14 protein-coding genes are annotated in these 24449 nt (G+C 43.7%); 11 read left to right on the forward strand and 3 right to left on the reverse strand.

The window, feature by feature from the left end:
* Positions 1-75 precede the first annotated feature (75 nt).
* The 4 genes from F9Y84_RS07120 to F9Y84_RS07135 all read left to right on the forward strand — a co-directional run bounded on the left by F9Y84_RS07120 (position 76) and on the right by F9Y84_RS07135 (position 5874).
* Positions 76-1425, forward strand: coding sequence for a sigma-54-dependent transcriptional regulator (locus tag F9Y84_RS07120; protein ID WP_147388974.1), 1350 nt, complete (start codon positions 76-78; stop codon positions 1423-1425).
* Positions 1403-2674 (forward strand): sensor histidine kinase, encoded by a 1272-nt coding sequence (locus F9Y84_RS07125; RefSeq protein ID WP_147388975.1) that lies wholly within the window; start codon positions 1403-1405, stop codon positions 2672-2674. Before F9Y84_RS07120 ends, F9Y84_RS07125 begins: the two co-directional genes overlap by 23 nt.
* Before the next feature lie 61 nt (positions 2675-2735).
* Positions 2736-2972, forward strand: coding sequence for a hypothetical protein (locus F9Y84_RS07130; protein WP_125250737.1), 237 nt, complete (start codon positions 2736-2738; stop codon positions 2970-2972).
* Positions 2973-3063: 91 nt separating this feature from the next.
* Entirely contained in the window at positions 3064-5874 is a 2811-nt protein-coding gene (locus F9Y84_RS07135) for a TolB family protein (RefSeq protein ID WP_147388976.1), read from the forward strand.
* 78 nt (positions 5875-5952) lie between these two features.
* On the opposite strand, the gene F9Y84_RS07140 is transcribed toward F9Y84_RS07135, so the two are convergent.
* Both F9Y84_RS07140 and F9Y84_RS07145 read right to left on the reverse strand, forming a co-directional pair.
* Positions 5953-7764: a PKD domain-containing protein gene (locus F9Y84_RS07140; RefSeq protein WP_128731434.1), complete on the reverse strand. Its 1812-nt coding sequence runs from the start codon at positions 7762-7764 to the stop codon at positions 5953-5955.
* A gap of 386 nt (positions 7765-8150) precedes the next feature.
* Complete coding sequence (locus F9Y84_RS07145) at positions 8151-9308, reverse strand: tetratricopeptide repeat protein (protein WP_147388977.1); 1158 nt, start codon at positions 9306-9308, stop codon at positions 8151-8153.
* Positions 9309-9521: 213 nt separating this feature from the next.
* Here F9Y84_RS07145 and F9Y84_RS07150 point away from each other — a divergent pair, with 213 nt between their 5' ends.
* Positions 9522-10136: a PQ-loop repeat-containing protein gene (locus F9Y84_RS07150; protein ID WP_147388978.1), complete on the forward strand. Its 615-nt coding sequence runs from the start codon at positions 9522-9524 to the stop codon at positions 10134-10136.
* Positions 10137-10271: 135 nt separating this feature from the next.
* Here F9Y84_RS07150 and F9Y84_RS07155 read toward each other — a convergent pair whose 3' ends face one another.
* A complete protein-coding gene (locus F9Y84_RS07155) occupies positions 10272-12776 on the reverse strand; it encodes a zinc-dependent metalloprotease (RefSeq protein WP_128731431.1) in 2505 nt (834 codons plus the stop codon).
* Between the two features lie 262 nt (positions 12777-13038).
* Between F9Y84_RS07155 and F9Y84_RS07160 the strand changes: the two genes are divergently transcribed.
* From F9Y84_RS07160 to F9Y84_RS07185, 6 genes are all read left to right on the forward strand, one after another.
* Positions 13039-14280 (forward strand): efflux RND transporter periplasmic adaptor subunit, encoded by a 1242-nt coding sequence (locus F9Y84_RS07160; RefSeq protein WP_147388979.1) that lies wholly within the window; start codon positions 13039-13041, stop codon positions 14278-14280.
* Between the two features lie 10 nt (positions 14281-14290).
* Positions 14291-14995 (forward strand): ABC transporter ATP-binding protein, encoded by a 705-nt coding sequence (locus tag F9Y84_RS07165; protein ID WP_125250832.1) that lies wholly within the window; start codon positions 14291-14293, stop codon positions 14993-14995.
* A gap of 10 nt (positions 14996-15005) precedes the next feature.
* A complete protein-coding gene (locus tag F9Y84_RS07170; protein ID WP_147388980.1) occupies positions 15006-17393 on the forward strand; it encodes an ABC transporter permease in 2388 nt (795 codons plus the stop codon).
* A complete protein-coding gene (locus F9Y84_RS07175; protein ID WP_147388981.1) occupies positions 17393-19777 on the forward strand; it encodes an ABC transporter permease in 2385 nt (794 codons plus the stop codon). Before F9Y84_RS07170 ends, F9Y84_RS07175 begins: the two co-directional genes overlap by 1 nt.
* Positions 19778-20014: 237 nt before the next feature.
* A complete protein-coding gene (locus tag F9Y84_RS07180) occupies positions 20015-21184 on the forward strand; it encodes an efflux RND transporter periplasmic adaptor subunit (protein WP_147388982.1) in 1170 nt (389 codons plus the stop codon).
* Positions 21185-21199: 15 nt separating this feature from the next.
* Positions 21200-24355, forward strand: coding sequence for an efflux RND transporter permease subunit (locus F9Y84_RS07185; protein ID WP_147388983.1), 3156 nt, complete (start codon positions 21200-21202; stop codon positions 24353-24355).
* Positions 24356-24449 lie beyond the last annotated feature (94 nt).

The raw sequence follows: 24449 nt of genomic DNA on the forward strand, positions 1-24449 counted from the left end.
AGTAAATTGGCATAAATGAAATCTTTGCGGAGTAACTTCGCTCCGCAAAAGCAATAAAAGAATAAAAACTCTGCTATGGAAAATCCGACCATCTTGGTTATTGACGACAACGCTGAAGTTCGTCTAAGTGCTGCATTTTTTTTGGAAGATCAGGGTTTTAATGTAATTGAAGCCGACACACCTGAGCTTGCTAAAACACTCATTACTAAACACAAGATTGCCCTTGCGCTGTTAGATATGAATTTTGCTCGCGATACCACCTCGGGAAATGAAGGTATTGCTTTTTTACAGTGGTTACAGTCACAGCACATTACGCTACCGGTGATCTGCATTACCGGTTGGGGGAATGTGACCTTGGCTGTATCTGCAATGCAGCTTGGTGCGTGTGACTTCATCGAAAAACCATGGGATAACCAGCAATTACTACAAGCAATACAACAACAACTCACCATCACGGCAAAGCAAACGAATATCATGTCACAGGTGCCTACTACCTCAGAGTTCCAGTGGCAATCTAGCGTGATGCGCTCGCTGTATAAGCAGCTTGAAAAAGTTGCGAAAACACAGGCGCGAGTATTATTGACAGGACCTAGCGGAACTGGAAAAAGCCATTTAGCTCACTGGTTACATCAACACTCTGAGCGAGCTCAAAAACCTTGGGTGGAGGTTAACATGGGCGCTGTACCTGCATCTTTGTTTGAGAGTGAAATGTTTGGTCACAGTAAAGGTGCCTTTACTGATGCAAAACAGCATCGGGTAGGGCGCTTTACGATGGCACAAGGTGGAACATTATTTCTTGATGAAATAGTGACGATCCCACTACCGTTGCAAGCCAAATTGTTACGCGTTTTAGAAAATGGCAGTTTTGAAGTCGTTGGAAGTAGTCAAACTCAACAAGCGGATTGCAGGCTCATTTGCGCAACTAATGCCAATCTTGAGCAGATGGTTAGCGCCGGTGAGTTTAGAGAAGACTTATTTTACCGTATCAATACCATAGTGATTGAGGTGCCACCACTGGCTGAACGACATGGGGATATCGTACCGTTGGCTGAATTTTTTATTGCCAAGTACAGCCAGCAATATGGTGAACCTGTAAGGCAATTAAGCGATGAAACTAAGGCGGCATTGGTAGAACATACTTGGCCGGGTAATATTCGAGAATTGAGTCACGTGATAGAGCGGGCAGTGTTGATGGCTGAAGGTGGTTATATTGCGCTAAGCGATTGCCAATTACGGTTTAAACATGCGCCTTCAATCGTGCCGAGTGGTTCTGGACAGACTTTACAACAAGTCGAGCGCGATATGATAGAGCAAGCGATGCAGCGCGCTCAAGGAAACGTCGCCGTTGCGGCTAAAGCCTTAGGGTTAACTGCTTCTTCGCTTTATAGGCGGTTAGAAAAGTATGGCCTTAAAACTGCTAACTAGTGCCGAACAGCGGCTCAACTGGTATTGCACCGTATTAACCCTAAGTTGCTCGATACTTGTGCTGCTATTACTTATTCAGTCTCCATTACACATCGTATGGGTCGGGGTGATAGTATCGAGTGTCTTTATCTTGTTAAGCGCTTTACAACTGCGGGTGTTATCCCATTGTCGGCGTATTATCACACGTGCCAATTGGCAGCTAGAAGCCATCGCACAGAGCGACTTTACTCAAACAATGAAGCCCCACTATAAAACAGGTGTGGTTGCTGAGTTTGAGCAACGGCTATTGGCACTAAGTACTCAGCTTCATACTCAAAAGCGTCGTTATCATAGCCAACAATTTATTATTTATCAGCTAATTGACAGCTTAAATACGCCCATTTTAATGTTTGATGATAACTTGAAATTGGCGTATGCCAATGGCGCTTTTTCGTCACTTTATCATCGTCCATGGCAAGAATGTAAAGGCGTAAATGTCACTCAATTTGGACTAATGCAGCAGGATGGGCATTGGCAGTTTCGAGATCCCACAAAACAGTCGCGATGGCAGCTACACAGCAGTGAATTTTTTCAAGAGGGTAAGCAGTTTTCTTTATTGGTGGCGTTAGATATTACCAAAGCTCTGCGTCAGCAAGAGCTGGCCGCATGGCAGCACCTGATCCGAGTTATCAGCCATGAAATCCATAATAGTTTGACACCGGTGAGCTCTTTAGCGCAAACGTTACTGGCTAAAGCACAGAATGATAGAGATAAACAGGCGCTGAGTGTGATCGGTCAGCGTTGCCAGCACCTACGGCAATTCGTTGGCCAATATGCAAAAGTCACACAAACGCCAGAGTTAACCCGAGAGCCGATCTCTGTGAAGATGTTGCTATCGTCGGTGGCAGCCTTGTTTGAGTCAACTGACATCGAAGTAAATTGTACTGTGAGTAGCTTACAACTAGATAAAGCGCTGATTGAGCAAGTATTGATTAACCTAGTCAAAAATGCCATTGAGGCATGCACAACAGAGGCACAATTAACGTTAAAAGCGTATTACCAGCAGCAACAGGCCGTTATTGAAGTGCTTGATAATGGTCCTGGTTTTGCTAATTTGGATAATATTCTTACACCATTTTATTCGACCAAAGCTGCTGGCCAAGGCATTGGATTGACTTTTAGCCGTAATATAGTGGAGCTACATGATGGACAACTGGTGTGTGAAAATACAGAGACAGGTGGACAAGTAAAAATGATCTTTTCTATTTGATAATAGTTATCATTAGCATATAATAAATGTTGTCTTCGAAATCTCAGCAAGGAGCTTTTATATGCTATTCACCTACCTATTGGCTTGTGCATTTATGTTTGTCGCGAATAGCTACTCCAAGTCCTGTCAACCTCAAGGGCAAACCAAAGCGAAATGTGCGGTGCTGTTAAGCGCAACTTTGATTGCGGCTGCAAAGTGGCAAGCTGGGCTAAGTACGACAGTGATATTTTTTGTATTTGCGGTTTCTCTGGGTGTACTCAGCCTGTTTATAACGCTGGCACAGCCACAGCAACAATAACGAAACTTAACGACTAACAAGTATAAAAATCACACTTTTTCTCTCAATATCTTGATAAGCTAGTCATAATCTAAGCGTTTTAGGACAGGTTATGCGTGCTCTACTCGTCGTATTAGTCGCTGTGGCAAATTTTGGTGCACAGGCTCAATGGCTAACCATTAAAACTGATAATTTTAATGTCCACTATCCCCGTTCATTGCAACACTGGGCCTATTCAGCGGCAAATGAACTAGAAATTGTAAGAGAGAAAGTGCTAGCCCAGCAAGGGAGGGCATTGGATGAGCGCGCTGATGTAGTGATCTATGACCCTCATAATGCGGCAAATGGCTTTGCGTTACCTAGCACAGATAAACCAATGATGGCACTGCTGGCAACGCCTCCCCAATCCGATTCCTTTATCGCAAACAACACGAGCTGGCAACAGCTTTTGATTTTGCATGAATATATCCATTTGGTACACCTTTCTCAGTCGAGCCGCAGCCTGTGGCGTCAGCAGCTGCGTGATTGGCACGATATTACTGACTTGCTGGATGCAGTACTACCACGCTGGGTGAGTGAAGGGTATGCCACTTTGTTGGAGTCAAGATTGACGGGTCGTGGACGGCTGTACGACAACTACAGTGAAAGCGTTGTGCGCTACTATGCGCAGCAGGGCGCATTGCCGACTTATGGTGCGTTAAACAATGGTGATAAATCTTATCTTTCTAATTCTATGGCGTATTTAGTGGGTGTACGTTTTTTAGCATGGTTGGAAGATAATTATGGTGCGCAGACTCTCGATGCGGTATGGACAAGAGTGCAAGCGCTTGAGTCTCGTAATTTTGAAACTGCTTTTCGAGGCGCGTTTGGAAAATCTGCCAATCAGTTATATCGACGCTTTGTTGTTGAGTACAGTTATCAAGCTATGCAGCAAGAATTGGCACTGCCACCAACAGCAAGCCAGTTGTGGCAGACGTTTTCATTTGATGCCAGAGATATTGTGTTTTCGCCGGATCGAAGACGGTTCTTAGTGGTAGAGCAAGACCATAACCGTCGAGTGACACTAGGGATTTATGAAGCTAAAGACAATGACGAAGCTGCTGAGCAATTCAACATGCGCAATCAAGCCATCTTGGCTGCTGATCCAGAAGACGTACCGGATATTAAACCGGAAGTCTTTCCAAAAAAGCGTCTTGCACAATTTAATTCTCATAACTTTGGTGGGATCTATCACCCACAATGGCTCAATGATAAGCACATTTATTTTGTCGCAAAAACACCAACTTCAGAGCATACCTTCGTCAATGATTTGTTCTTGTGGCAAAGTGATACAGGTGTATTAAAGCAGCTAACCCGTGGTACTGGTATTCGCCGTTTTAGTATTATTGATGCGAATACTATCATCGCTGAGGTATCGCGTCAGGGCTATTCTCAATTAATGAAAATAGCGCTGGATTCTGGCGAGCTGACTCCGATCACTACAGCAAAACTTGGTGATGTCTATGATTTCCCTGTATTAGTTGAAAGTAACTCGACATTAGCCTATTTGCGCGTGTCTCCAAATAAACGTTGGCAGCTGGTAGTTGAAGATCTTACAGGCAATTTAATTGATATTGTCTATCTACCAAAGCAGCACCAATATCTAACGGCATTACATTGGTCAGGCGATGAACATAAACTCTATTTCATCTCAGGGCTTGAAGGTCATATGAAAGTGATGCGTTATGATTTGTCGAGCCGCAAACTTGAAACCTTACCGAAAAACGCAAAGCCACTCAAGCAAGTATTGGTACACTCTCAAAAGGTATTTGTTAGTTATGCGGCTCCTGATGGCGTCAAATTGGCGCAAATTGTTTCACCGCGTTGGCAAGTCGTTCGGGTATCGGAGCCCGTCGATAATGCTGAGCGAAAAGCGCAGCATAAACATCAACTACCACCTGCGAAAATAGATCAAACAGCACACGAGGCCGTGGCGTATTCGGCATCTGAACAGTCTTACTCCATTGCTTTATCCGGTGCACTACACAGCGCTGCCTTTGACAGTGTTGGCGTGGCATTAAAAGGACAAGATGTGTTGAGGCAGCTTTCATGGCAGTTGGGGATTGAGAAAAGCATTAATAATGGAGCGTTATTGGGAGGGTTTGCTCAGCTTGAATACCTTCAACATAATTGGAAAACAACGCTAGATGCGGGGTATCAAGATCTCGCACCGGATAAGCAATCCAATGCAATATTAGGAAAGGGGAATGAAGCTCGCTTTAAGCAATTTGCGCTCACATCTAGCTATCGTTTTGGTGACATACTCAATAATGTAACGCCTGAATTTGGTGTAATTCGGATACAACAGGGTGACACTGTTTGGAACGGCAGCCGCTATGGGGCAAACGGCAATTTGGTTTGGGATGCACAGCAACACGGTACTGCGCTGCATGTATCTGCTAGTCAATGGTTGGGAGAGCTAAATGGCTTTGATTACCAAGTAAACTTATTCGCAAAAGCGTGGCATATTCCTTTCTATGCTTCGGTTGATAGTCGTTATAGTAATAGTCTCCCTATTTCACTTGGCGGTGGTCAGTTGACAAGTACCTCAGTTAGTAACGGTTTGAACGCCATAAGTGAGCCAATGTTACCTTATTTGTTTGCCACAGGTAGTCGCTATTTGGGTTACGAATTTGCGACCTCATGGCAGCAAGGTAGACCTAAATTATTCTATAAGCAGCATCAAGTTGATAGTAGCGTTATTGGGCAAAGCTACGGGATAAAAATGCAATCATCATTATCAAAAACCGTGTTAGGCAGAGCCGCAAATTTTGCCCCTGCGGGTTTAACCGATCTGTATTTTAGTGCTGGTATTGGTCGCGTAGAAGGGCATAACATGGCAAATGAAAACCGAGTTTGGCTCGGAGTTTGGTACGAGTTGTAGTCAAAAAAGCGGGGGCAAACCCCGCTCTATGTGCTTTACACTGCAATTTATACCAGTTTACTATTGTAACTAACGGTATTAGTTATGGTCTGCGACAATCTGTAATCCTGAGTATGCGTTGTAACCACGGATCATCACCCAATAACGACCAGCCCCTTCATTTAAATTGCAAGACTCATTGTTACCGTAGCGGTAAGGTCGACAAGTCCAATTGCTGGTAGTGGGCTCTTGACCTTTGAGGACATACAGGTCTGCATCACCTGTTCCGCCACTAATATTGAAGGTCACTGTATTTACCCCCGCCGGTGCATCATAGTAGAAAAACATCTCACTACCGCTGCTTCCCGACAAGTTGCTTTTTGCCACACCTTTGAAAAGCTTTTGCTCTTCACCTGGTAGGCTCACAGTTACTTGCTGACTAGTTGATGCCGTTGCACCAGTATTGTCCGTTATCGTGAGCTCAACATTGTAGCTACCCGAACCTGTAAAACTGTGTGATGCTTGCGCACCTAATGCAGTTGCACCGTCACTAAACTGCCAACTATATTGTGTGATGGCACCATCGGGTGAGCTGGAACTTGAACCATCGAAACTACACGAAAGGTCAGTACAGTTATAGGTAAACAAAGCGATTGGTGTGGGATCGGTTGTGCCATTATCCCCAACCGGGATCTGACCACCGAAGTGGCTAGAAACTTGCGGCCAGATCAGGCTAATTTTGGCACCTTTGTTAGTACAGCCACCTAAATGGTGCAGTGCAACAACATTGTTAGTTGCAGCTGCCAGTACTGGAGAGCCTGAAGAGCCACCAATAGTGTCACAATAATAGCCGATATCTGTGCCCGTTCCCCTACCATTGGCATTTGCTTGGTTCACAGAGCAAAGGCCGCTATTGTCTTGGTCTGACTCAATTGACAACTCTTTTGGATTGCCAGAACCGTGTTGTGGGATATAAATACGCTCGCCTTGAGATGGGTTGCGCACATCAAGCCCAAAGTAGCCAAACGGCTGTGCTTTGGCGAAATCATTAATGGTGAAAAGCGTATAGTCTAGGGTGTAATCTGTTTTTAGGAAGTCTTTACCCGTCACTTTAACGACCGTTTCACGTTGGCTTCCATTACAGCTTGTGTTTTGATAGTTAAACCAGACCTCAGTATTTGCCAGCTCTGATGCAGAGCCAACACAGTGATTATTGGTAAACATGCGGTTATCAGCCCCGACACGCCAACCCGTACATAAGCCACTACCATTCATTAATAGCCTAGCCACAGGACGTGAGCGCTCAAACTCCACTGGGTGTGACTGCGCCCAGCACTGTACATCTTTACGCTCCATGGCACCACAGGTAGATAGAGTAGTGACATCGGTTGCACTCTCAAGATAGTTTTGACCTTCAACACCATGATAGTAAAAATCGATCTCAGGGATTTTATCGGTTTTACCTGCACCTGGGATATACTCAACGATGACCTTATCAGCAGACACCGACATCGCTGAAAATTGTGTTATGCCATCATCAGATATCGTAGGGTCGATGGTGGCAGCACGAAGATTGTCTTGGCTGTAAGCGTAGTATTCGGCATTGTTTTCTGAACGCACAATGAGTTTGCCACCTTGTTCAAGGTTCAGGTTTTTAAAGTGTAGCTTGATATAACTGGCGCCAGGGTGGGAGACTGTCTGGACAATTGCAGCTGAAGCGTTAGCTATGCTGGGACTTTGCTGCGATACGAGTGGTAAATGTAGATCATACTTCTTACCAATAGTTGCTTTACTCACCTTACTGGTGTATTCCATCATTTGGTTTTCTGTTAATGGTGCCTGTGCCATTGCCTGCGCCATTGCCAGACCAGAGGCCAAACCCAATACGGCAGTAATCATTTGTCGTTGCATTGTTATTCCTTTTGAGTGTGATTAGCGTAGATTGCTTAGTGGGTGATTGGTCATTGCGAGCCATTTGGTCTTATACCAATTAGCCTTAATAGTTGCTCTGTTTGAAGGAGTTAACTGCGTAAAAATTTCTAACTTAGAGCAACTAAGTAGCGAAATTTTTATCTTGCCGATAGCAGGACGCGGTAGCGGTGTTATCGACAAGAGTTTCTTGCCTCAAAATAGACTACGTAATTACGGTAACTGGTATAACCTACGTGCACTATAGCGCACAAATTTAGCGCGTTTTTTAAACACCCATACACCAAAGTAGAAACGACTGTGTGGATTGTAAAGTTTTTATTTACAAAATATACAAATAATTTACCCTGTACATTGATAATATTGCTTTATTGCATCATCAGTTGCGTTAGCATGTTTTGTTTCGCGCTATAAAGTGTTTTTTTGTATGTTTCTCTGGACTTATTAATTGCCTGATCAAAATATACTAATGCCGCTTGAAGGTTACCCTCTAAATAAGCGATTTTACCCAGCTCAGCATGGATCTCAGGCAGGTAGTGGTAGTTTAATAGCAGTGGCTCAATGAGCTTTTTAGCCTTGCTATAGTTTTGCTTATCAATATAACTCGAAGCCAGAGTTAGTGTGTCAAAAGGAGAGGCAGGACTGCGCTCGAGTTGTGCCAAAATAGATTCTCTCAAGGCGGTTTGATCCGCAGGTATATAGTTTAAATAATTAAGAAGTAGGTTAGTGCTAGTAAGTTGCTGCTGTGCTGCGTAGGCGTAAATTTGTTTTGCACGTACTCTATCGCCTACGTGTTTGTGTAACAGCGCGGAAATGTTAATTGTTTCTGGATCATTGGGTGCATACTCAAGTGCTGCCATCAGTAGCGAGTAAGCTTTGTCATAGTCTGCTGCTAATAAAGCTGAAACAGCCAAGTTGGTATAAAACTTCGCAACCAGATCTGCATAGTTTGCATTGCCAGAAAACACACTGTCTTGATTGGGAAAATAGTCAATAATGGTACCCGAAGAAAAAAATATCATACTATCGTTTTCTTGCTCTCTTGGGGTGATCAATTTGGTTTTAAAATGGCTGGAGGTCAGGACAAAGCTTTTATTTTTTTGGTAAACAGGGTAGCTATCAACTTTAGCATAACTGGTTTTTATCCCTAAAACATTGGCATATGCTTGAGATACAATTGCTAACGAAATACAGTTTCCTGAGCGTTGTGAGAGGGCATCTTTGGCGATAAATGTTGCGCCATCATAGCTAAAGTCACCAATCTTATTTTGTAAAAAGTTACCGAGTAACTCATCTATGGTGATGTCACTATTTTTGTGTTTTTCTACATATTGCCACAGTGCTTGCACTTCACTCTGCGGCAGTGAAAAGATAGCTTGCTCTGATACTACAGGTTGAGGAGTGAATAATGCGTGATTAAATAATGAGGCAACCGTCATACTTGGTTTATCAGCTGTAGAAGAAGTCGGTGTTGAGCTACACCCGAGCAGTCCAATCGCGGTAAGTACTACAAATAGCCATTTCATTGTGAGTTCCCTGTATTTATTTTTATACGCCTGTATTTTAACCTTGCCAACACACTCAATACTGATCTCGCCATCATTCTTGTATTTTAAAAGTTAGCTCTTAAAATGCGCGCCTTCAAAAAATAAAACCTTAAAAATCATTATTTTACTGTTTTTTAGTAAAGGTTTTACAGCACTTTAACTTAGCAACATTTTATACATTTGGAGTTTGCATTGAGCGAGTATTTACCGATCGTTTCCTCTTTCGTTTTGGTTTTAAGCTTTATTCCTTTGATTGGGAAAATCCGTAAAAATCGCAGTGCGTCAGGTGTATCGCTGTTGATGATGAGCTTTGGTGTTGCGCAAAGCACTTACTTTATTGCTTACAACGTCTTTTTTGAACGTTTCTTTATGGTGCTGCCTTTTGTGGTCACTGGATTACTAAGTGCTTTAATTTTATATTATTTTATTCGCTATAATGCAAGCACCAAACAGCGTAATCAACTTGCATTGTTACTGGGTGCATCGGCGTTGCCATTTACATTATTAATGATTACCAATTTGGCCGCATCGGTGGTATTTGAAGCGCTCACTTATCTTGGCCTGGTTATGAGCTCTATTCGTGTGATGCCACAAACATATAAAACGCTAAAAAGTGGTGATGTTTCTAATTTAAGTGCAAGGTATTTTTCTCTGCAATTCTTGGCTGGTGGAATAGGACTAGCGGCGGAGTTGAGCCTTGCTCATGTCAGCGTGGCACATGTGATGATGTTTGTGATGATCTTACTTACTAATGCGGCTCAGCTTGGCTGCATCCAATATTATCGCTCTCGCCCAGCATTGGCTTGAGCGATGTAATACCAGTTAGCGTTAAAATTGGCTGCTAGAAAGGCATTAATTATCCGAAGCTCAGGTTATTTAGAGCAACTAAATAGCAAAATAAGAGCGTAGCAATCGCCACGCTCATTTCGTTCTAAATCGCTATTACACTTCTAACGCTTTAGTGATTAAGCGATCAAGATACGCTTTGTGTGCTTTCGTCGCTTGATCAGCGCCCCATGAGGTGTCCTTGTCCAAAATAAGTTGCAACTGATACAGCGCAGCTGATTTTGCCAAATTGTCGTACTTACTCGCTTTCGTGAGACCTGCAACTTTAATAAGTCGATTTACATACTCAATTTGTAGGTTGCGGCTTAGTGTTGTTGCATGCTTGTCAGCAACAAAAATAGCAGCACTAAGATCATTTAAAAACTCGTTAAGGCTATACTGGTTACCGTAGTAGGCAGAGTCACTGATACGCTGTAACACGTTTGCGTGGAGCACTTGATCAAGCACTGACTTTTGCATACCTAGTACCATTTTATGCACTTTTGGATCTTCGTTCTTACCGTAGTGATTAAAACCGCGACGCTGAGCCTGCATATAGTTGTATAATGGCTGCATGTTTTTTAGCACGTTAGGTGCAAACACCATGTCTTTTAACGCCGCCATTGCTGCTTTTTGACGCGCTTGTGGCACTGGCATGAATGGCTTAGTGTCATTCTCAGTACCAACTACTTGACGTTCAACATATACCCCACCAATTTGACGAGAGATAACTCGAGCTTGGCCGCTGTACTGGCTAAACAAGATGTTAGCTGAGGTTAATAGTTGCTGATGTGACTGGCCTGAGACTCTCGCTTTATCTTTTAGCTCAGTGAATAGTTGGTTGATCAGTGTCATACGATCTACACCATACGTCACTGGGTCTGATGATAGATCCCCAATCATGACTCGAGGGTCTATATGACGTCCAGGTGCACGCATATCGTCAGCATCATTACCAAAAGCGAGGGCATGTTCACCAGAGCGAGATAGAATCTTTTCAAGTCGTAGTTGTTCTTGCGCTTCATCTTGTAGTGCAGGGCTATAACCAAACTCTATCGCCCAATTATCATATGGACCTGGTTTCGTTTGGAAAATATCACCTTGTTTCATTCCCACAGGCGCGATGTTTGCTGGTGCATAGTCCATCACCGAGCCCGTTAACACCCCTTGTGTTTTTGATGCGTCATGGATCTCTTTTGGTCCCCACAAAATCGAAGACTTCATATTGTGATTGAGTCCTAAGGTGTGGCCAACTTCATGTAGGATCAGTTGCACTAGACCTTGACGTAACATTTCTTTACGCTCAATGTCTGCGCCTGTTGCAAGGCTGGCTGTCATTAATTGGCCTTGCATCTCATGTCCCAAAGAGCAGTGCAGGGCATGATGCTCGGGATCTGCGCTTTGGCTTGCTTGCCCCTGTGAGTACAGAGAATCGTAGATCCAGCGGTTACGCATGAATACATACTCTAACATGATGTCTGAACCAAGAATTTGACCTGTTAGTGGGTGTGCAGTAGCAGGTCCATAACCGCCAAATGGTGGGCGAGGAGAGGAAGTCCAGCGCAACACATTATAATTGATGTCTCCTGCATCCCAGTCAGCGTCATCAGGTTGTACTTTTACGACAATAGCATTTTTAAAACCAACTTTTTCAAACGCACTATTCCAAGCCAATACCCCTTCTCGAACAGTATCTCGCCACTCAAGTGGTGTGGTATTTTCTATCCACCATACAATCGGCTCTACTGGTTCTGAAAGCGCTGCATTTGGGTCTTTTTTCACGAGATCCCAACGTTTGATCACATCTTTGTAAGGCGTCCAATCTGGAGATGTTTGCACATCAAATTGATTGGTGAAATATCCGATACGGGCATCATCGTAACGCGGTTGATAGTCATTCTCTGGCAATGCAACAAAACTGTGCTGAACTTTTAATGTCACAAAACGAGGGTCAGTAATGGCATTTGAACCTCTGACTTTAGGCTCTGGGTTGCTAAATACATAGTCGACGACGATATCTAGATTATTACTGTAAGGACGGTGTTTTACGATCCGTGATTTCTTCGCATCTAGCTTTCCTAGTGCGAACCGTTTACTGGCATTTTTATCGTTAGCACGTTTCCACGGAGAAACTTTATGAAGAGACTCACTTAAAAATAGCTTGTCAGCTTTAAATAAAATTTTATCGTCTTCTGCTTTTTCAATCTTAATGCTTGCCAATACTGCTTCACTGATATTCGCATCACTAGCATTAGCAATGGCTGAGTTATCATCAAAGACAAAACGAGGAGTTTTACTGATGATATCAATGCGATCAAAATGTCTTCTAAACTCAATCAGCTTAGTTTCGCGGTAACCACCACGGTAGTGACCGGCATCTGTGACGCCATCAACGGTATGTGCAAAATATAGAAATGGGGTATTGAGCTGAGACGCATTCAGCTGCATCAGGTATTCACCTGTTTTGTTGTCTTGATAAAGTGGAAATAACGCATCGATACTGGTTTTGTTTTCAATCAGCGAGGCGATGGTTTTCTCTTCTTCTTTTTTGTCTTTTTTAGCGAAGCTAGGCGCGCTGGCAAATGTCAGAGCGAGCGCAATACTCAATGCTGTTTTTCTCATGTTGTTAGACCAAAAATTATAAAAATTTGAGTGTACCTAAAACATTTTGTGATGTCAGAAACTCTAGTCCAAATGAATGTAACAAAAGATAAATCACCCTGTAATCAACACAACAAATCCGCTCCGATTCCGAAATAGGTGATACGATATCGGAAATTACACTAGACCTTGAGTTATAGTTTTAATTTAAGCTTTTGATATATATGGGTATTATTTTTTGGCACAGTTTTCGCTCCTAACAGATGGTCTGTAAGGAGGGAAAATGGATTTAGTTAAACCAGCAAAGCCTAAGAAAACCAAATTTTATGTCATCGCGAGCGTTGTGGTGAGCATCATCATGTGTCTTGTTGTGTGGCAGTTGCTTGACTCTAAACATCGCATAGCACGCAGTGAGGTGCTTATTGCACAGGTGCAACAAGGGCCACTGAATTTATCGGTGGATAGCTTTGGGAAGTTACGTAGTGCGCAGCAGCACTTACTAAATGCACAAACTGCCGCCATTGTAAAAGCGCTCTACCATAAAGCTGGTGCGGTTGTGGAGGCGGGCGAAGCCATTGTTGAATTAACTAGTCCAGACCTTGATTTGCAAGTACAGCAAGCGATGCAAGCATTGCGTCAATCAAAGACAGGGTATGAGCAGCTAGCGCTCTCACAACAAAGAGAATTGCTCAATGAACAAACTCTGTTGACGCAAAAACAAGGAGCGTTAAAAACTTTGATACTACGTCACCAAGCGGAGCGAGACTTGGCCCAGCAGGGGATTATTTCGGCACTGACGTTTGCCCAAACACAAACCAGCTTGAGCACCTTAGAGCATGAGATCACCATGCTAGAAAAGCGTTCACAGCAACTGGAAGCGCTACATACTTCAGCGCTTGCGTTAGCGAATGAAGAAATTGCCATTCGTGAACAGGAATTACAAAACCTATTGGACAAACAGAAGCAGCTTGTTATTCGAGCAAGTACTTCTGGCATGATAGAGCGGATGCCTTTGGCGCTAGGGCAGCGAGTCAATGTTGGTGATATGGTGACGCTTATCGGGTCAAATCAATCGCTTGTCGCTGTGTTATCTGTCCCGCAATCGCAAGTACGCTGGATTGAAACAGGTCAAGTCGTCACGGTAAAAATGCAAAACGATAGGGTAAAGGGCAATGTTATTCGCATTGACCCTGTGGTGACAGATAACACAGTGGAAGTCGAAGTAAGTTTGCCCAATAATTTGCCAAAACAAGCGCGTGCGCAGCTGAGTATTTCAGCGAGCATTGCCATTAAGCACATCAAAGACGCAATTTATGTGCAGCGACCAGCTAATGCCAAAGACAATCAAACTCACACGCTGTTCAAGCTAAACGGTAAACACACCGCTCACCCAGTGCCAGTCCAATTTGGTACTTCAACAGGAAAATATATTGTTATAGATTCTGGCGTCTCAGCTGGAAGCGAACTTATCATTTCTGACCTAGCACACCTTGCTAGCTTAGGTGAAACGATCTCATTAAATTAGGAATATCATGATGATAGTGCTAAAAAATATAAATAAAGTATTCGAAACTGAAGAACTTCAAACACATGCACTGAGAAACATCTCACTGGTCGTTGACCAAGGTGATTTTATTTCGATTTCTGGCCCTTCTGGATGTGGCAAATCGACGCTACTTTCAATTATGGGGTTAATTGAGCGCGCAACCAGCGGAGTATATTCCATCGGCGGTCACGATGTGACGTCATTAACACTCGATCAGGCTGCTGAACTACGTAATGAGCATATTGGCTTTGTATTTCAGTCTTTTAATCTCATTGATGAAATATCGGTGTTCGACAATGTGGCATTGCCACTAAAGTATCGGAGCAAGAAACTCACTAAGTCAGAAATAAAACAAAGCGTTGAGTCTTGTTTGCAAAAAGTTGGCTTGTCACACCGAGCGCAGCATACCCCAAATCAGCTTTCAGGTGGCCAGCAACAACGTGTAGCGATAGCGCGTGCGCTGGTAACTGAGCCAACGATTTTACTTGTCGATGAACCCACAGGTAACTTGGACTCAAAAAGTGGCGACCAAGTGATGCAGTTAATTGCTGAGTTACACCAGCAGGGCACCACAATATGTATGGTGACTCACGATCCCCGTTATGCCGATATGGCCCCTAAGCAGGTGAAGTTGTTTGACGGTGAACTGTTAGGTACCGTCGCATCAACACAGCCCTTAGATCAGAGTGCCTAGCGAGGGTGATATGAAACTAAAAAATTTATCTCAGTTAGGGGTATATCATGTTGGGGTGATAACCACGTTGAGCTGTGTGTTTATGGTTATGTTAGTGGCAATGGCGATGTTACATAGTTTGTACTTGTCTGCGTTGCCATACCCAGACTCTGAACGCATCGTTAAGCTGGAATATCCGATGTTTGATGAAAAAGGTGATGAAAGCAGCGAAGCTTTTAACTACCCCTCTTTGATGCACTTATACGAGCATAAACCAGAGTCAATTGAGCAACTTGCATTGGTACACTACGGTGAGCAGTTATTAACTTCGCATGCACACATGCCACGTGTAGAAACTGCTTATGTATCACCAGAGTGGTTTAACATTTTTGATATGCCATTGGCATTAGGACGCGCGATAACGGAGCCTGCAACCCAAAGCAATCCAGTTGCGGTGTTGAGTTTTGAAGCGTGGCAGGCACACTTTAACGGCGACCCTAATATTCTCAATACAACCGTCAAGCTTGATGAACAACAATTTACCATTGTAGGTGTGGTGGCACAGGATTTTACAGAACCTAACTTAAAAATGTTGTCCCACCGAACAGCAGTATGGTTACCTTGGCAATACAATTTAACCTCAGAAGAGGCTAAGCCTTATTGGTGGAATCGTTACCCATTAAATTTAATGGTGGGAAAGTTGGCACCCACGACAACACACCGAGAGGTTTCACTTTCTCTTTCTAATGAAATGAATACGTTATGGCAAAGCAAGGTGAGTGAAAGTGAATACTTTGCGGGGTGGAGTATCGGAGTCAGGGCGGTTCCATTGAAAACCATAATGCTTGGTAAATCTCCTATTTTGTTGGTTGGTATATTTGCCGCATCGCTCGGTCTACTCGCCATTGCACTGCTGAATATTTGTAATTTGTATTTGGCTAGACTCAGCCAGATCCAGCGAAAATTAGCTATTCAAGCTGTTGTTGGCGCCAAGGTAAAAGACATTGCATGGTCACAATGGCTGCCATTATTAAAGCTGTGTTTTGGCTCTGTGGTGATAGCCATAATTGTGGGCTATTTTCTGTGTGAGTTGCTACAGCAACAATTACTTGGTCTGTTACCACAAGCACAACTGATAACACTAACATGGCAAAGCGTTGCGGCGCTGTGCATGGTTGCGTTACTAACAAGTGGTTTGCTGCTAGGTGGTGGTATGTCTGCGATACGTTATCAGCGGTTGGCGAAAGTACTAAAGCAAAGTGGTAAAGGAAGCGCTGTGGTAGTCAGCAAGCGCGTACAAACATTAATGGCCATCAGCCAGCTCAGTCTTTCTGTCATGTTGATTTTCTTTTGTTTGCAAGTGGGGCTGTCCGCATTGAGTCACTTACAGCAGTCCTACGCGGTGGACTTAGAAAATAAGTATGAAATGGTATTGTATGCGCCAGACAGTATGTCCGCATCTGAATACCAACAGGTAATGCACCAAGCCAGTGAGGTATTAGTCAATTTACCTGAAGTTACAGCTGTCAGTCGTAGTCGCTCACCTATAGAGTTAGGTTCAGGAACTTGGTCACTCCAAGAGGTGACTACGCTTGAACGCGTGCACCCTGTTGGGCGAGTTATTGATAGCCAATACTTCGAATTTTTCTCGTTAGAATTATTAGAAGGGCGGTTTTTTGATAGTGAAGAGGTGCGCAGCGGTGAGCAACAACTCATCATTAATAAAACCTTTGCAGAGCAACTTGGTGGACAAGAGCAGGCACTTGGAAAGTTTCTCAGTTTCAATATTACAGATGACAGCGCCGCTTTTGAAATTATTGGCATCGTCGCCGATTTAGTCGAACCCGGAAAGCCACTGCAACCACATGTCTACAACGCGGTACTTGGCCAAAATAATATACTATTACAGACTACTATCCCGGTGAACAAAGCACACTTTTCAGCATTGCTAGCGCAAGTACACCCAGCTTTAAAAATATTTAGCTTTAAGTCTTTGGCTAAGCAGCGAGAGCAATATTTATTAACTGACACATTAGTAACCTATGGTGCACTGTTTCTATTTTCGTTGGTATTGCTTTTGGTTGTGGTCGGTTTAGCTGGTGTCTATCGCTATGGGCAGTCGCTCAGGTCTACTTATTACGCTACAAAGATGGTAGTAGGGGCTAAATTTCAAGATTTACGAATAGAAGTGCTGTATACCCATGTACAACATCTTGGCGTTGCAATTTGTATCGCATTAGCTGGGGTTTTTTTGTTGTCTTGGTATTTTCAACAGCCCTTTTCTGTTGTCGACTTCATACTCGCTTCGATTGGCATCGTTATTACATCTAGTGTGTGCTTACTTACCTCGTTGCAACGTTTGCTGCGCATGCCTTTGAGTGTGCTCATAGATCAGTCTACCGCGACCAAGGAGGTGTAATGAAATATTGGCATGCACAACTCAGTCGAGCCAAACTTAACGTGGTTTTGGTCATCTTATTGAGCTTATCTTTTGCTGCGTTAATGATGAGCGTTGCGCTATCGTGGCACGCATATCAGCCTTTGCCCTACCCGCAAAGTGACAAGCTGATGTGGCTGCGTTCAGACATGGTAGGTGACGATCAAAAAGTGGTCATGGCGCAAGCAATGTCTACGCCCGTCGCATGGCAATTGGCACAGGATAAACAGGTTTTTGAACAGGCCTCTGCGGTATTTTACAGCCAAGGGCTACTTCGAGGAGCGCTCGTTGAGCCCAAGGTATCGACCACTTATGTGCATCAAGAGTTTTTCTCCTTATTTGACATGTCGCTTAAACGAGGGCGGTGGTTTTCTCAATCAGATACATTAGGCGAAACGTTGAATGAAGCTGTGGTTAGCGAATGCTTTGCTCAGCAGCATTTATCCGGTGATGCGCTGATTGGTCAAATACTACAACTAGATGAGCGATATTTCACTATTGTAGGCGTTGCCGCGTGTGATGACCAAGAGCCTCAGTTATTTCAGTCTAATCAAGGTAGTGATGTTTTTCTGCCTTTTGCTTTGGCCATAGGGGAAGGTATCTCTGATCTGGATCATTTAGCAGTAAGAAGTGATGTGTTTCTTGTTGGTCGAGTACCAAAGAGTAAGGACGTTGAGCTACACCTTGCTGTGCAACAGGCAAACCTACAAAGCGCATTTAAGCAGGCGCAAATTCAGCAAGGACTACCTGGACGGGTTGAGCTTGTATTTGCCTTACAGCCATTGGTGAATAAACTCAAAGGCCAGTTAAAAACGACAATGCACTGGCTGACTTTTGCTAGTGTCGCGTTATTGTTGATTACGTTAGTGAATACTTTTTCGCTATACCTTTTAGATTTTAAATCAAAGCAAACACAACTGGCGCTAGCGATCACAATGGGTGCCAAGCGCGCTGACTTAAAGCGAGCACAATGGTGTTATATCGCGTTCATATTTTTACTGTCATCAGCGATTGCAGCGGTGATAGCGCAAGGGGGACTTGGACTATTTCGCGTTTGGACACAAGCGAGCTTGGCTCATGTTACATGGTTATCTGTACCATGGTGGAGCATTCTGAGTGTTATCGCTTTTAGTCAGCTATGTGCATGGGTATTTGTGTCATTAGCATTATCGCAAGTTTCATTTCGAGATATTCGTAGTCAACTCAGTGGCTCGGGCAAAGGACAAACCAAGCAATTACCAAACTGGGTTGGCCAGAGTTTACTTGGTACACAAATGGGCATTGGCGCCATTACGATGGGGCTAGCATTTTGGCTGCTGAGTTATTTTGGTGGTCAATTACTTACCCATAGTGGTTTTAACGCTGAATCACTTTATTTTGTTGAGCTACAGCAAAGTGACTATGCTCGGAGCGATGACGCTATACAAGCGAGATATAACCAAGCAAAGATCAATTTAGCAGCGTTAAATAATCACCCAGATATAGACAGTGCAGCGCTAGCAGCAGTCATTCCTCATGAATTTGTATTTTTAGAGCCATTAAGTCGCGGTGACGATGGTACTAATATGATAACGGCTTATTTACAGCTTATTGGTGAAAACTATTTTGTCACTACGGGTCAACGTTTTATTGCCGGTGGTGGGTTTAATCAAGATGACTTGAGTACAACAGATACTGGACAAAAGGTGATCATCAACCAAAAGCTAGCACAGATGTTGGAGCTCAATAGCAATGATGTTGGCACGACGCTATACGACAGGCATCAGCGTCCGATAAAACTAGTCGGCATCGTTGAGAATACCTTCAGTCATAGTTTACAAGTGCAACCACTTGCCTACCTGCCATTTAACTTTATCAACGGCAATATTATCGTGCGCGCAAAAGCGAATGCTTCGCTGGAATTAAACACGATAACTGAGCTTTATAAGGCACATAACCCAAGCCAGTCTATCTTGAGACTCGTAGACATAAAGGCGCGCATGCAGCAACTGAACAAATCCGCTATGTTGAGTTTTTGGGCAGGGTTAGCGATAGCTGTGGTAATGCTGTTTCAAGTCGTTGCGGGTATGTATGGCTTAATTGGGTATTTAGCTATTCTTAGTGCGCCTGTTTTTTCGATTAAATGTTTAGTCGGAGCCAAAGTCAGGGATATTTTAGTCGAGCAATGTAAAGTGCGCGCATATTTGATAATACCAGTGATGATCTGCGCATACATACTGTCTTTAGCTATAGGTCGCGCGTTTGGTATTTTAACTGCGCAGTTATGGATCTATATGATAGTTGCGTGCGTATTTACCAGTTGTATTATTTTTATACTTGAACTTTATCATGTTTCTCAACAAGCAAACCCCAAAGAACCCCAGTAGTTTGTAACTAGAACAGAAACTTTTTGTTATGAAATCTGCAATAGTGATACGAAATATTGGCGCTGTACATAACTTGGAGTTTAGTTCTAATTATTTGAAATAAATAAACAATGCTCCAGTTTTAAGGCGCACTGAGAGGAGGTGGTGGGAAGGTGTAACAGATTCTTACAAATGTCACATCCGAGAACGCGCTAAACTTGTTACTATACGGTCAGGAAATTATCAATAGGTACTGTCATGCAAGCTAAAACTCTAAAATGGATTCTACCCTTTACCGTGCTTATAGCCGGTGTTGTCGGCTTTAATGTCGTCAATGCGGTTGCTAAAAGTGAGCCTGAGAAACAAGAAGTTGATTCTCGTCCTGTTGTTGAAGTGGAAACCTTAGCCGCGCAAGATCATCAAGTGGTGATACAAAGCTATGGGGAAGTCAAACCGCTTGAAAGCACTCAACTGTCTATCCAAGTATCGGGAGAAGTAGAATACTGGCATCCGAGCTTTGTCGAGGGTGGTATAGTGCAAAAGGGCGAAGTGCTATTGCGAATTGAGCAAGATAATTATGAGGCAGCTGTACTCCAAGCGGAAGCTGAATTGGCACGAGCAGAAGCGCAGTTAATTGAAGAGCAAGCGCAAGCGGATGTTGCCGCAGATGAAGCGAGACGATTTCCAACCAAAAAACATACCGACCTATTCTTACGCAAGCCCCAAGTGATGAGCGCAAAGGCGTCAGTTAAATCAGCCAAAGCAGCACTACAACGCGCTAGAAGAGATCTTGAAAATTGTGAAGTTATTACCCCTTATAATGCCTTGGTGGTGAGTAAGCAGGTGGGCCTTGGTCAGTTTGTTTCTATGGGCAGCTCGGTTGGCATTTTAAATAATATTGAAACAGCGGAAGTTATTATTCCGATCGCGGGGTTTGATTCCGTATTTTTACCTGAGCGTGTATCTGGACTGGCTGCAACTGTTTATCAGCGAGGTGCTAATGCCTTTAGCCGTGAAGCTGTTATAGACAGAGACTTGGGCACGGTTGATCAGCAGACACGGATGAACAACTTAGTGGTGCGTATTGAAGACCCCTATGGGCTAACAACTGGTCAGCCAGCAGTGAAGTACGGCACTTATGTACAGGTTAGCTTTGCAGGTAAAACGTTAAAGCAAATCTACCGTCTACCTCAAGAAATCGTGAATAATCAATCCATTTGGTTGCTTAATCAAGACAACCAACTTGAGCCTCGAAAGGTGCAGGTGATCCGCGAAGAGGGTAAGTTTTTCTTGATTGGTGATGGCATTACGAGTCACGACAAAGTGGTTATGACACCACCAGAGTACCCGCAAAAGGGCATGGAAGTAAAAGTTGCAGGCACGGATCAGCCAGCAAAGCCAAGTAGTAGTCAGCCGGAAAAGCTGTAACAGCAAGGAGCGACCATGAGTGATATAGAAAAAGCACCGCAGCGCGGGATTATTGCTTACTTTGCGAATAACCCAGTAGCAGCGAATTTGTTGATGGTTTTTATACTGATAATGGGCTTTATCAGTTACATGACTATTCAAAGGCAAATGTTTCCCAACTTCGAAATTAACTATGTGACAGTGTCAGCTGTTTATCCAGGCGCTTCTCCTCAAGAAATTGAGGAAGGTATCCTAGTTAAGATTGAGGAAGCATTAAAAGACGTTACCGAAATTAAAAAAGGGGTGTACCGTGCTGCTCGTGGTAGCGGTAGTGCGCAGCTAGAGATCTATAAAGATGAAGACCTCACCGAGGTTGAAGATAAAATTCGCTCTAGAGTCAACAGTATTGCGACGTTCCCTGCATCTATGGAGCCCGCTCAAGTACAGTTGGTGGAGTTTCGTCAAGATGTTGTGAATGTTGCCCTTGCTGGTAATTTGCCATTAAATGCGCTTAAGCCAATAGCGAAAGAGATTGAGGACGAGCTATTAGAGATCCCAACTATTTCCCTAGTTGACCGCTCAACACCTAACTACGAGATTGGCATCGAAGTGGACCCTGATGCGCTGCGTCGTTATAACTTAACTATCAGTGATGTGAGCAATGCTATACGTCGTTACTCAACTAACATTTCGGCTGGGCAAATTAGAACAGACTCCGGCATTATTGCGGTGCGTGTGGAAAACCAAATGTACCGTGGAAATGAATTTAGAAATATCCCCGTTAAAGTTGGCGATAATGGCGCGAAGATTTACCTGCAAGACATTGCAGAAATCAAAGATGGTCTTACCGAAGGCGAGTACTACTTTCGATTAAATGGTGAGAACGCGGTGTTCTTGTCGGTAAAAGCGACGAAAGACCAAAATATGATCCCAATCGCGCAAGCGGTACATAAATACATAGAAGAAAAAAACCAAACCTTACCTTCAGGTCTACGTCTTGAACCTATTGTGGATATGACGTACTACCTTAACGCACGATTAGAAATGATGAAGAGCAATATGCTGCAAGGTGCCCTGCTGGTTGCCATTATGCTGACACTTTTCTTGCGCTTCAAGTTGGCCCTTTGGGTGATGATTGGTTTACCTGTGTGTTTCTTAGGGGCGTTTTTGTTTATGCCAGCCCTTGGGATCAGTATCAATATTATCTCTTTATTTGCCTTTATTATGGTACTGGGTATTGTGGTGGACGATGCTATTGTCATAGGAGAATCCGCCTATTCAGAGATCGAGCGCAAAGGTCACAGTGTAAAGAATGTGGTGATTGGTGCTAAGCGCGTAGCGACTCCAGCAACGTTCGGCGTATTGACGACGATTGCGGTGTTTGCGCCTATGCTGTTTTCTTCAGGCCCTGAAAGCGCATTTTTTAAATCAATTTCAGGCGTGATTATATTATGTTTGATATTCAGTTTAATAGAATCTAAGTGGATCTTACCTGCGCATATCGCCCACACTAAGATTAAGCCAATGCGTGCCAACAGCCGCCGCGCTGCGTTTAACAAAAAGTTTTTTGCCTTTGTAAATGGGCCTTATAAACGTTTTATTGAGCGTTGTGTTGAGTGGCGCTGGACTGTACTGCTGAGCTTTGTTGCGATGTTGGTGTTCAGCTTAAGTTTGGTGACTTCAAATCTTGTGCGCTTTATTCCGTTCCCGAAAGTGCCTGAAGACTATCCGAAAATAGAAATCACCATGAACGATAATGTGTCGGATGAACAAACGATTGCAGCAATGCAGGCAATTGAGTTGATGGTACGTAACGTGGATAAAGAGATTGTTCAAGAGTTTGGCCAAGGCATTATCAAAGATGTATACGCTTGGAACCAAAGTCGAACTAAGGGCTCGGTACTTGCGACATTAGTTGAAGAGGATCTTAGACCATTTACAGCCTTTGAGTTGGCACGTCGTTGGCGTGAAGCGATGCCAGAAATTACCGCAGTAAAATCAATCATTGTATACGATAGTGTTGGTGAGCAAAGCGGTGGCGAAGGCGAATTTGGTTATCGCCTACTCGGCTCTGATATAGATACGCTTAATGCGGCTGGCAGACAGCTTATAGCCATGCTGCAACAACAGCCTGGGCTATTTGATATTAGCTCAAGTATTGACCCTGCAAGCAAGGAAGTGCAAATAGCATTGAAGCCAGTTGCCTATGAATTAGGCTTACAACTTTCAGATGTTGCCATTCAAGTAGGCAATAGCTTCTATGGTGGTGAGGCGCAGCGCGTGATCCGTGACGGTGAAGAAATTAAAGTGATGGTACGTTACCCAGAGCTTGACCGTAGGGCACTTGCTTCACTTAAGCGCACTATCATTACCACCGCACAAGGTAAAGAAGTCATGCTTGGTGACGTAGTCGAATTTATTGAAAAGCCAGGGATCAACTATATTCGTCGTGAAGATGGGTTTAGAACCGTTTATGTTTACGGCAGTATTGATGAAGAGCTGATCGAGCCTGATGCTGTGGTGAAGAATATTGAAGACAACATTTTACCTGATCTGCTCAAACAGTTCCCTGGTGTGAAAACCAAATTGGGTGGCTCTGTTGAAGAGCGCCAAGCGCAAACCAGTGAGCAAATCCTCTTCTTCGCCGCGGGTATGCTGATGGTATATATCCTCTTAGCTGTGCCGCTGAAAAGTTACGCACAGCCACTGATCGTAATGTCGGTTATCCCATTTAGTTTAGTCGGTGCGCTGTGGGGGCATTTAATCTTTGGCTTAGATATGAGTACCATGTCGATGTTTGGCTTGGTTGCAGCCGCAGGGGTTGTTATTAACGACTCCTTGGTAATGACAGATTATATTAACCAAGCTCGTGCAGAAGGTGTGCGGATCAAAGATGCGGTAGTTGAGGCCGGCTGTGCTCGCTTTAGGGCTATCACCCTAACATCCATCACGACCTTTGCTGGTGTGATGCCCATCATCTTTGAAACAAGCTTGCAGGCGCGTTTTGTGATCCCAATGGCTGTTTCACTAGGGTTCGCGGTGTTATTTGCAACGCTGATAACACTGGTGTTAGTACCTGCTTTATATCTTATCTTGGCCGATGTACAAGCTGCGGGTGCTCGTCTAAAAGGAAAAATCAGACGTAAGCCACTGACAGATGATGAACCACTAGACGAAGCTGAGATCCAGTAATTTAGTATCATTATTAGTCATTCAACAGGCCGAGCCATAAAGCTCGGCCTTTTTGTTTACGCCTTATGTCTGCCTTGGAATTGCTTGGAGAATT

Origin of the sequence: Pseudoalteromonas peptidolytica, from assembly GCF_012641745.1 — a bacterium.
Classification (GTDB): Bacteria; Pseudomonadota; Gammaproteobacteria; order Enterobacterales; family Alteromonadaceae; genus Pseudoalteromonas; species Pseudoalteromonas peptidolytica.

What these genes read in the sequence shown, in the direction of transcription:
- F9Y84_RS07120 (WP_147388974.1), top strand. Translation starts at nt 76, where the DNA reads ATGGAAAATCCGACCATCTTGGTTATTGACGACAACGCTGAAGTTCGT.
- F9Y84_RS07125 (WP_147388975.1), top strand. Translation starts at nt 1,403, where the DNA reads ATGGCCTTAAAACTGCTAACTAGTGCCGAACAGCGGCTCAACTGGTAT.
- F9Y84_RS07130 (WP_125250737.1), top strand. Translation starts at nt 2,736, where the DNA reads ATGCTATTCACCTACCTATTGGCTTGTGCATTTATGTTTGTCGCGAAT.
- F9Y84_RS07135 (WP_147388976.1), top strand. Translation starts at nt 3,064, where the DNA reads ATGCGTGCTCTACTCGTCGTATTAGTCGCTGTGGCAAATTTTGGTGCA.
- F9Y84_RS07140 (WP_128731434.1), bottom strand. Translation starts at nt 7,764, where the DNA reads ATGCAACGACAAATGATTACTGCCGTATTGGGTTTGGCCTCTGGTCTG.
- F9Y84_RS07145 (WP_147388977.1), bottom strand. Translation starts at nt 9,308, where the DNA reads ATGAAATGGCTATTTGTAGTACTTACCGCGATTGGACTGCTCGGGTGT.
- F9Y84_RS07155 (WP_128731431.1), bottom strand. Translation starts at nt 12,776, where the DNA reads ATGAGAAAAACAGCATTGAGTATTGCGCTCGCTCTGACATTTGCCAGC.
- F9Y84_RS07160 (WP_147388979.1), top strand. Translation starts at nt 13,039, where the DNA reads ATGGATTTAGTTAAACCAGCAAAGCCTAAGAAAACCAAATTTTATGTC.
- F9Y84_RS07165 (WP_125250832.1), top strand. Translation starts at nt 14,291, where the DNA reads ATGATAGTGCTAAAAAATATAAATAAAGTATTCGAAACTGAAGAACTT.
- F9Y84_RS07170 (WP_147388980.1), top strand. Translation starts at nt 15,006, where the DNA reads ATGAAACTAAAAAATTTATCTCAGTTAGGGGTATATCATGTTGGGGTG.
- F9Y84_RS07175 (WP_147388981.1), top strand. Translation starts at nt 17,393, where the DNA reads ATGAAATATTGGCATGCACAACTCAGTCGAGCCAAACTTAACGTGGTT.
- F9Y84_RS07180 (WP_147388982.1), top strand. Translation starts at nt 20,015, where the DNA reads ATGCAAGCTAAAACTCTAAAATGGATTCTACCCTTTACCGTGCTTATA.
- F9Y84_RS07185 (WP_147388983.1), top strand. Translation starts at nt 21,200, where the DNA reads ATGAGTGATATAGAAAAAGCACCGCAGCGCGGGATTATTGCTTACTTT.